The organism is Candidatus Acidiferrales bacterium (assembly GCA_036514995.1).
GTDB lineage: Bacteria > Acidobacteriota > Terriglobia > Acidiferrales > DATBWB01 > DATBWB01.
Window position 1 is genome coordinate 1 of record DATBWB010000172.1, and the last position, 9482, is coordinate 9482.

Consider the following 9482-nt stretch of genomic DNA (forward strand, 5'->3'; position numbering starts at 1 on the left):
ATTTCGCCAAAAGCAGATTCCTCGTCCCGATTTCATCGGGACTCGGAATGACAAGCAGAAGTGCTTTTTCAACAAGCTACTGAGAAACCTTGCTTCCTTGCCTCTTTGCATCGCAGCGGTTGACATCCCGGCGAACCTAAACCAAGATGCGAAAGATTCCAATCTTCCTGCAGGGGCAAACTGAAGGGCGAGAGATACCGGGATCAAAGATGGCCTCGACGCGACTCGTAGTTGAAGCAGGAACTCTGCTCACGCCGGCCCAGGAGATCCCCGAGGCGCGCATCCAGATTGCCGATGGGCACATTGAGAAGCTGGGGTCGCGAGAAGCCATCACGGTCCCGCCGGGATACTCGGTCCTCGACGCTGGGCGCTTCACCGTCGCTCCCGGGATGATTGACCTGCATATCCACGGCGCAGCCGGCCGCGACGTCATGGAGGCAACGGCAGAAGCTCTGGACGCCATCTCGGGTTTTCTCGCTCGCCACGGGACCACCGCCTTTGTGCCTACCATGGTCAGCGCTGGCCTCAAAACCACGACGGAATGCGTGGCGGCATTGGCTGAACTTCTCGAACGTCGCGCATGGCCCGGCGCCCTGCCGCTGGGCATCCACATGGAGGGTCCCTTTATCAATCCCGAAAAGCGAGGGACGCACCGGCCCGAAAATATCGTCTCTCCGGAGCTCGAGACTTTTCGGAATTGGGTCGAGCGCGCGCGGGGCAAACTCCGCATCCTCACGATCGCTCCGGAGCTGCCCGGCACCATCGAAATCCTGCGCGAGGCAAGGAGTCGCGATATCCTGGTGGGCATCGGCCATTCGAACGCCACCTATGCGGAAGCTCAGGAGGCGATCGCTGCCGGCGCGACCCACGGCATCCATCTCTTCAACGCCATGCGACCGTTGTCTCACCGCGACCCCGGTATTGTCGCTGCCGTGCTGGCCAGCGATGCCATCTACGCCGAGTTGATCGCCGACGGGGTACATCTGGACCCGGTCGTCGTAAGCTTGGCTGCCCATCTGAAGAGCTTTGATCGCCTCCTGCTCATTACCGACGCCACCAGCGCGACCGGGATGCCGGACGGCACCTATCAGCTCGGCACACTGAAAGTTCAAGTCAAAGACGGAGTCTCGCGCGACTCGGAGGGGCGCCTGGCGGGAAGCACCCTTACCCAGGACGTGGCGGTGCGCAACGTTATGAGCTGGACAGGTTGCTCTATGACGCAAGCGTTACGTGCGGCAACTTTGAATCCAGCCACCTTGCTTCGATGCGATGGCCGGAAAGGGATGCTTCGCGAGGGTGCCGACGCGGATTTGGTTATCCTCGACGGGGCCTGTCGAGTTGTCCACACGCTCGTGGGAGGTCAAACGGTTTTCTCGGCTTTGTAGGTATCACGTAGGGGCGTGTCTTCTTTGTAGGTATGATGTAGGGGCGTGTCTTCAGACCGCCCCAGGCAAAGGGCAAAGGGCAAGCTGAAGCTTGCCCCTACTGCTGCGAAAATTCCGTCGCGCGGCGGAAGCCTTCCACGTAATGGCCCTCTCTTTTCGGCGCTTGCGCGCGAATGTCGTTCTTGAATTTGGCCAGTTCCGCCGGGTCCCATTCGGGCCGGTACTTCTTCCAGGCGGAACTCATCTGGCTCGTGTGCTTTGCCAAAGCTTCCACCTTGGCGTACATAAAGCCGTCGATATTCACCCAGTAGTTCTCTTCCGTCTTTGCCGCGTAGTAGAAGAGAAAGAGCGGCACTTCATAGGGCTTAAGCCCTTCATAGAGGTAGTGCTCGGGGAAGTTCAGGTGAAAGCCAGCGGTGCGGATCGCGTCCAGCGTGATGATGCCTGCCATCCGGTGGTCGGTCTTGTGCCACTTTTCGTATGTCTCGCCGGGATCCACGGCCATGACGACATCGGGGCGATACTTCCGGACCAGATGCACGACCTGGCGCAACAAGGGCTGCGGCGGCACATACTCCAGTTCGCCGTCGTTGTAGCCAAGCCAGATGATGTTCTCCTTGGCGATGCCGAGCGTTTGAGCAGCCGCCGTTTCTTCGCCTTTGCGAATCGCCGCCAGGCGGCCGGCAGTCATTTCCAGATCACCGGAACCTTTGTTGCCGTTCGTGTAGAGAACAAGTAGAACGCGGTTCCCCTGCTTGGCCAGCATCGCCAGGGTTCCGCCACAGCAGAGCGCGTCATCGTCCGGATGGGGTGAAAAAAACATCACCGTCTTGCCTGTCCACTTCTCGATCGGTTCAGGTGTCTGGGCCGTGGCTAAAACCGCCACCGTGAGGATAACCAAGGCGAGAGAGAAAAACCGTGTCATAAGAATGCCTCCATTGGATGCTGAACTTGTTTCACATTCTCACTCTGCTGCCAGCCCGGGTCGGGCAGCCGGCGCCGGAAATGGCCAAACTTTGCGCCGATGCGCCACGACAAGATAAACGATAACCCCGGTCACCATCACGCTGGCACCATAAAAGATGTAGCGCGCGCCGGTTGAAACGAAAACGTAGATCCATCCGGCAAAAGCAACCAAACTCGGCAGCGGATAAAGCCACATCTTGAAAGGGCGGCGAACCTCTGGCCGGTAGATCCGGAGGAGGGCCACGGCGAAGATTTGCCCTACAAACTGGATCAGGATGCGGGCGGCCATCAAAGCATTGATCACCGTCGCGAGGTTAAAGAAACTGGCCAGAACCGCCATCCCGCCGACAACCAGCAAAGAAATATGCGGAAAACCATGGCTGTGCAGCTTGGCGAAAGGCCGGAAAAAGTTTCCGTCCAGCGCGGCAGCATAGGGGATTCGGGAATAGCCCAACAACAACGCAAAGATGGAGGCGAACGCCGTCCAGAGAACCATCAGCGAGAGAAGCACGCCGGCCCAGGGACCATACACTCGAGCCATCATCTCCGAGACGGGATAGGGCGAGCGGATCACCTCCCCATACGGCACGACCCCCAGCAACACCAGGTTCATCAGCAAGTCAATCGCGAATACTCCCAGCACCGAAAGGATGACGGCCCGCGGGATGGTGCGAGGCGGATCCAGCACTTCGTCGCCGAGGGAGCACGCCTGGTTGTAACCCAGGAAACAGTACATGACATAAACACTGGCCGCTCCCAGACCCACAAAGAAGTTCCTATCCGCTGCAAACGCGCCGGGCGGAAAAGAGAAAGCGCGAGTGGCATCGAACTTCACGAGGCCGGTGACGATCACCCAGCCCACGGTGACGAGCATGCCGATCCACAGTGCCAGCATGAGCTTGGCGATGTCAGTGATTTTGCGATAGAGGAGGATGATCGCCAGCACTCCCACCCCGGCCGCCATGAACTTCATCTCGGTCGGCGTCAGGTCCTTCTTCAGAAAACTGAGATATTGCACGAAGCCGATATTTCCGGACGCAATCTCCAGCGGCCCGCTCCAGATAAACTGCCAGATAAAAAGGAACGACATCAAACGTCCCCACCGTGCCGGCCCGTAGCCTTCGCGGAGAAAAATATAAGCGCCGCCGGAGCCCGGCAGCGCCGCGCCCAGCTCGCTGAGCACCAAGCCATCCATAATGGCGAGCACGGCGCCGACCACCCACCCCAGCATGGCCTGGGGTCCACCCATCGCACCGACGATCAACGGAAAGGTGATGAAGGGTCCGATGCCCACCATGTTGGACATGTTGATGGAGGTGGCGTTCAGAAGCGTTAACTTGCGCTGGAGCTTGGGTCCTTCGGATTCCATAAGTGCCTCATCGAGACAACCTCGCTCATATGTTTCTGACAATGTTTCTGCGATGGCGACCGAGCCGGAAGGTGCTGCGCGGCTGAGCCCATCACCGCTCCTCCCGGGGCCGCTCCGTGGCCGACGGGTGGCGCCGCAATTCTCTCTCGAGGAACACCTTCACATTCTTCCGAGCTGCGAACGCGGTCGTTCCGCCCAGCCCTGTCACGGCAAGCGCGCCGCAGGCGTTGGCAAACCGCAGACACTCCTCGAGCGGCGCTCCGCCAACAAAACGAAAGACGAAGCCGGCGTCAAAGGTATCGCCCGCTCCCGTTGACTCGAGAAATTTGGCCGGCAATGCGGGCGCTTCCATGACCCTGGCACCGGCTCCGAGCACAGCGCCTTTCTCCCCGCGCTTCACGACGACAATGGGCACGATTTTCGCCAGTGCATCCAGAGCGCGATGCAGGTCACGTTCGGCGGTGATCCGCAGCGCCTCGTCCTCATTGGGCAGGAAAATGTCAACGTGGGGGAGGATAGCTTTGAGACCCGAGTCCCATTGCTCGCTCGGATCCCAATTGGTGTCGAGCGAGGTTGTCAGCCCCAGTTTCTTCGCGCGGCGAAACAGGGTGGCGGCGCCCGCTTGCAGGTTCTTTTGCAAGAAGAAGCAGCCTACATGGAGGTGGCGAGCCGAACGGAGGTAGTCAAAAGGAATATCGCGCAGTCGCAACGCCGCAATCGTGCCCGTGCAGGTCACCATGGACTTGTGCGGAGGCATGAACATGGTCACCGTGATTCCCGTCGGGGTGTTGCGGCTCCGTCGCAGGTGACGCAGGTCGATTTTTTGCTCGCGCAATCGCTTGAAGAGATAATCGCCAAGAGCATCCTTGCCCAGCACAGTCACAAAACCTACTTTTGCCCCTAACGCGGCGAGATTGTAAGCGAAAATTGCCGACGAGCCCCCGAAGGTGAAAAGCATCCGTTCCGCTAACTTTTCTTTCTCCAGCTCCGGAAAGGGATGGTTCCAGAGGATCAACTCGGCGTTCACTTCGCCGCAGACCACAACGTCCAGCTTCTTCATCGGCCCTGCCGTTCGATCTCTCTCGCTTGCCAGTAGCGTCAAATTGCCGACCTCTTTTACCATCCAGTTGCCGTGGTCGTCCAGGCCCACAAGCGCCCTGGCGAGCCAAGCCCTGCCCACGGGGTCGCCTGCAAGATTCCTCTTCCGCTCTTGAACGGATTGTCCTACGATGACGCACTCACACGAGTAGAGTCCTCAAGTAAGTTTGGAATCAGGAGGGAGTCGAATGCGAACGAGTCGCCTGCTCGCCGTGCTGGTGCTCGCTTTTTTAGCCGCTGGTCTCTATGCGCAGCAAGCCCAGCCCCCGCAGCCGCCGGAAGACCCGACCCAGGCCATGGACAAAAAAATCCTGGCCGAGGTAGCCGAACGCAGCGAGCACATGAAGAGCTTGCAGCACCTCACCGACATGATTGGCCCGCGGCTTACGGGAACGGAGAAATTGAAACAGGCGAATGACTGGACAGCCGAGCGTTTCAAGGATTACGGCCTCGCCAACGTTCGCCTGGAAGCCTGGACGATTCCTCATTCCTGGCATCGCGGCACGGCTGCGGGCCGAATCCTCAAGCCGGCGACTCACCCGCTCACCCTGGCCTCCGCCGGCTGGTCGCCGAATACTAACGGGCCGATGCGCGGGCCGGTGGTCTATGTCAAGGCAGAGAAGGTGGAGGAATTGGAGCCATACCGGGGAAAACTGCGCGGTGCGATCGTTATCACCACGGAATACAAGCCGCCTGCCCCGGGAATTCCGCCCGCTAAGCCGGAACGCCAGCGGCCGACGATCGTGCCACCCGAGCGCGATTTTCAAGCCATCCAAAAATTTCGCCAGCAGATGGAAGAATTTTTCAAAGTGGAAGGTGTCATCGCCGTGCTCCGAAATTCCAACAAGGAGCACGGGTTGCTCGACATGAGCGCCTCCGGCCGGGACTACCAGATCGGGCTGCTCCCCACCGCCTTTGTCACCCGCGAAGGCTACGGCTTGATCTGGCGGTTGCTGGAAAGCAAGCAGCCGATGGAGGTCGAGATCGAAATCCGGGACAACGTCTTCAGCAAGGATCCGGTGACCGTGTACAACACAGTGGCAGAGATTCCGGGCGCCGAAAAGCCCGACGAATTCGTGCTCCTGGGTGCCCACCTCGATTCCTGGGACCTTGGAACCGGCGCTACCGACGACGGTACCGGCGTGGCGGCCGTGCTCGAAGCGGCCCGGGCGCTCAACGCGCTCGCCATCCACCCCAGGCGGACGATTCGCTTCGTCCTCTTCAGCGGCGAGGAGCAGGGCTTGCATGGCTCCAAAGCCTATGTGAAGGCTCACGAGGCCGAACTGCCGAAGATTTCCGCTGTCGTGGTCCATGATACCGGAACAGGCCGGGTGCGAAGCTTGAACTTGCAGGGTAACTACCAGTTGCGCGAAATCATGGACAAGGTTGTAGCGCCCTTGCGCTCGATTGGTTTTGAGGAGCTGAGCTTGCGCAGCGTGGGCGGTTCCGACCACACTTCGTTCAACACGGCCGGTGTGCCCGGCTTTTTCTGCGACCAGGATGGCGCGGAATATAACAAGACTCACCACTCCCAATCGGATACCTTCGACAAAGTTTGGAAGGATGACCTGATGGAAGGCGCTCAGGTGCTGGGGGTGGTTGTCTACAATATTGCTCAATTGCCGGAATTGTTGCCGCGCAAAACTCCTCCGCCGGAAGCACAACCAGCCCGCCGGTAGGAGCCAGAGCGTAAATGTCGCGGCGAGCGGCTGCTCCCCCCTAATCCTGCTAATCGCTAACGGGACATGTAGGGGCGAACGACCGTTCGCCCTACGGTTGCTTTGCGAAGCAAAAGGTGGGATCCGTAGGATCTATGGGGACAAGAAAGAATGGCACGCCTGGGCGGATTCGCTTGTCCTGCCTGCCCTGATGCCGCGAGGGCGGGACGAAGGGATCCCGCAGAGCCGGAGAAGGGAACCGCCGACCTCTGGCTCCGGAGGACAGCACAAATTCACTAACTTGTTGGTTTCTCAGACGCCTTCCTTGGTCTGCCCACAAGTTTTGTTCACTTAATCGCTCTCTAACATGCCTGCGTTGGTCATTGCGAACGTAAGCCTCTTCTGACCGCGGCATATACAAACACCGCCTCGCCAAAGTTTTTTTCGTCGAGTATCTTCAACTTGCCAGTGCGGAACCGGTAGAACCGGTAAGCTCGAGCCACGTCATCCCTGTTGACGCTCGCCTTCCAGCTCGCATACGCCGGGAAGCGTTTCCCGTACAACTGTTCTGCCTTCCTCGCTTGAGGTCCCCTGGTCTGACTGCAGCTTCCGAAAAGCTGCAAGCCTTGGTCGGGGCCGCGCCATTTCTGAGAGGAGGAGAAGATGGCCATAGCCATGGACGAGTTCCTCGATAGGTTTCGACAGTGGAGTGAACTGGGATGCGAGAGGAAATACAGTTCGAGCTCGTCGGAGTAGCAGAAGTACGCGGTGTTGATATGCGCACGATTGCCGCCCGTGACGGTGGAGATGGAGCAGAGGAGGTTGTCTTTGAGAATACGGAAAACACTTCTCCGTACTCGCTCCTCGGAGAGTCCTTTCGTCGCAATCCGCAGGCCCATGACGTTGCACGAACCAATGCTCGCGAGCCTCGTTCGATTCATCGCACAGCCCCCTTCGTTCCCTGCCCGCAGCAGGCAGGTCGGTGTGCTGCACGGTACACGCATGGGCGTGCTCTGGCGAGCAGCCTGACAGCCGCGCTCAGGGGCGGCGGTTGTAAGCCGCCCATGCCCCGCCCACTGCGACGCGTTCTTGGCCGGCGCTTGCCCGCGACATGCCCGGAGGGTCAGCGGGTAGGCGGCTCAGAGTCATACCTGGCCCTGCTGCTTCATGAAAGCTTCTGCACGCTTCGCTAGCTCCGCGGGCGGGACGTCCTCAATGTGCGTGGCGATCCACCAATAGTTGCCGACCGGGTCTTTTACGCCCGCGTTGCGGTCGCCATAGAACTGGTCCGACGGCTCCATCAGCGAGGTGGCGCCCGCTTGCAGTGCGCGCTTGTAAACGGCGTCGGTATCGTTCACGTACACGTACAAGTAGATCGTGCCAGGCATTGGCTTCCACTCGCCCCTCGGCTCGCCCATCATAACCACCGAGTCGCTGATCCTGACCTCGGCATGGTAGATCGTGCCGTCCGGGAGTGTCGTGCGGTGAACCTCCTTCGCGTCGAAGGCCTGCGTCAGGAACTCGATCAGTTTGGCCACCCCTTGCACGGCCAAGTAAGGCGTGACCGTGTGATATCCCTCAGGGATCGCTTTGACTGCCATAGTTGCTTCCTCCTCAGCGGGGGCCACCAACAAGAGCGGGTCACGCCCCCACTTCATAGATGACGCGCGGCTTTGCCACCAGGGCGAGGGCGGTGGCCCCGACACCAGTGCTGTTCCAACTTGTTCAGGCGACCGTCCCGAAGCTTCGAGATGACCCGCAGCCCTGCGTCAAACCGGACTGGATCAGGATAATCCCCTTACGGTTGCCAACGATTGAGCGCCAAGGTCGTCGCATCAGCGGGAGCACTAACTCCTGTCCCTGTCCGATCTTGTGCCGTTCCAACTATAGTGTAAGTCATGATCGTGCTACATGGTTCCCTTGACACGATAGCTAGTCTCGTGGCACTCGAAAATCGGCCTCAGCCACGCTCGCGCTCGGCGGCCGAGCTGGTGTGGCTGCTAGCATCGAAGAACAGGCTTGCTCGCGCTGGATCGACGCCGGGTATGTCTCCTGGAAGGAGACACCGCCGCCTATCTATCGAGGCAGGCCGACCGGAAGAGAGCTCCCGAAACGGGTTGTCCCTCGCCGATTGCAATCCTTTGCCGTCAGCCGTATATTGGAGTGGCAAGCGGGGTGGAGCAACCATGGCAAAGGGCGCGCCGGAAGATTTTGAAGTGACCTGCCCGTGCTGCCAGGCGAAGTTGAAGGTGGACGCCGAGCTTGGCGTGGTGATCTCTCACGAGCCGCCGCCGAAGAAACCGATGATTGAAGACCTCCAGGAGGCCGTCAAATCCCTCGGCAAGCAGGCGGAGCGGCGCGAAGCGCTCTTCCAGCAAGCCCGGGAGGCGGAAAAGAACAAAGAAAAGATTCTTCAGAAGAAATTTGAAGAGGGCATGAAAAAGGCCAAAGAAGAACCCGAGAAACCCCCGTCGAGAATATTTGACCTCGATTAGAAACTCATACCGAGCGAAATTCGAAAAACGAAAATCGAACCTCGAAAAGCGAAGACTGAAGATTCAAGACCCAAGACTCAAGACTAAAGAGCAGAGACTGACCCCTGCCACCTGCCACCTGCCACCTACCACCTACCACCTGATACCTGTCACCTGCCAGCGGCTTGCTCACTGTTCGGTTGGGTAGCCCGCCTCGCGCCAGCGGGTGAAGCCGTCGCGATAGACGCGGACGAGCGATGGGGAATAACCGCGGGATAGAAACAGGCGGCTGGCGCTGCGGCTTGCGGCGCAGGCGTCGCCGCCCCCGGGATCGTCATCGTAGAGCACGATCCTCTGGTCGCGCGGCAGGTCATTCAACCGGCGCTCCACTTGGCCGAGAGGAATATTCCTCGCGCCGCGAATATGCCCGGCGCGAAAGGCGTCCGGTTCGCGCACGTCCACGAAGAGAACCTCGCCACCCAGGAAAGCTCGGTACGCTTCCTCGAGCCTGATGGCCGGCGCCTCGGGTTGT

General features: G+C 59.6%; 9 protein-coding genes. 4 read left to right on the plus strand and 5 right to left on the minus strand.

The genetic code is table 11. The features are described 5' to 3' along the window. Together VIH17_11660 and nagA are read left to right on the plus strand one after the other, a co-directional pair. On the plus strand, positions 1–184 hold a 184-nt coding region (locus VIH17_11660), incomplete at its 5' end, for a hypothetical protein (protein ID HEY4683886.1). Positions 185–209: 25 nt separating this feature from the next. Then, on the plus strand, positions 210–1385 hold the full coding sequence (gene nagA, locus VIH17_11665) for an N-acetylglucosamine-6-phosphate deacetylase (GenBank protein HEY4683887.1): 1176 nt from the start codon (positions 210–212) through the stop codon (positions 1383–1385). Positions 1386–1482: 97 nt separating this feature from the next. Here nagA and VIH17_11670 read toward each other — a convergent pair whose 3' ends face one another. From VIH17_11670 to VIH17_11680, 3 genes are all read right to left on the minus strand, one after another. After that, on the minus strand, positions 1483–2310 hold the full coding sequence (locus tag VIH17_11670) for a PIG-L family deacetylase (protein ID HEY4683888.1): 828 nt from the start codon (positions 2308–2310) through the stop codon (positions 1483–1485). Positions 2311–2349: 39 nt separating this feature from the next. Further along, entirely contained in the window at positions 2350–3720 is a 1371-nt protein-coding gene (locus VIH17_11675) for an APC family permease (protein ID HEY4683889.1), read from the minus strand. Between the two features lie 91 nt (positions 3721–3811). Continuing rightward, complete coding sequence (locus tag VIH17_11680) at positions 3812–4900, minus strand: carbohydrate kinase family protein (GenBank protein ID HEY4683890.1); 1089 nt, start codon at positions 4898–4900, stop codon at positions 3812–3814. A gap of 106 nt (positions 4901–5006) precedes the next feature. Between VIH17_11680 and VIH17_11685 the strand changes: the two genes are divergently transcribed. Then, entirely contained in the window at positions 5007–6497 is a 1491-nt protein-coding gene (locus VIH17_11685) for a M20/M25/M40 family metallo-hydrolase (protein ID HEY4683891.1), read from the plus strand. 1124 nt (positions 6498–7621) lie between these two features. Here the strand turns inward: VIH17_11685 and VIH17_11690 are convergent. Next, positions 7622–8134 (minus strand): VOC family protein, encoded by a 513-nt coding sequence (locus VIH17_11690; GenBank protein ID HEY4683892.1) that lies wholly within the window; start codon positions 8132–8134, stop codon positions 7622–7624. A gap of 528 nt (positions 8135–8662) precedes the next feature. Here VIH17_11690 and VIH17_11695 point away from each other — a divergent pair. Further along, positions 8663–8971 (plus strand): hypothetical protein, encoded by a 309-nt coding sequence (locus VIH17_11695; GenBank protein HEY4683893.1) that lies wholly within the window; start codon positions 8663–8665, stop codon positions 8969–8971. 168 nt (positions 8972–9139) lie between these two features. Here the strand turns inward: VIH17_11695 and VIH17_11700 are convergent. Continuing rightward, on the minus strand, positions 9140–9482 hold a 343-nt coding region (locus VIH17_11700), incomplete at its 5' end, for a rhodanese-like domain-containing protein (GenBank protein ID HEY4683894.1).

Coding starts and splice junctions, on each gene's coding strand:
- VIH17_11675 (HEY4683889.1), bottom strand. CDS start 3,720: ATGGAATCCGAAGGACCCAAGCTCCAGCGCAAGTTAACGCTTCTGAAC.
- VIH17_11695 (HEY4683893.1), top strand. CDS start 8,663: ATGGCAAAGGGCGCGCCGGAAGATTTTGAAGTGACCTGCCCGTGCTGC.
- VIH17_11690 (HEY4683892.1), bottom strand. CDS start 8,134: ATGAAGTGGGGGCGTGACCCGCTCTTGTTGGTGGCCCCCGCTGAGGAG.
- VIH17_11670 (HEY4683888.1), bottom strand. CDS start 2,310: ATGACACGGTTTTTCTCTCTCGCCTTGGTTATCCTCACGGTGGCGGTT.
- nagA (HEY4683887.1), top strand. CDS start 210: ATGGCCTCGACGCGACTCGTAGTTGAAGCAGGAACTCTGCTCACGCCG.
- VIH17_11685 (HEY4683891.1), top strand. CDS start 5,007: ATGCGAACGAGTCGCCTGCTCGCCGTGCTGGTGCTCGCTTTTTTAGCC.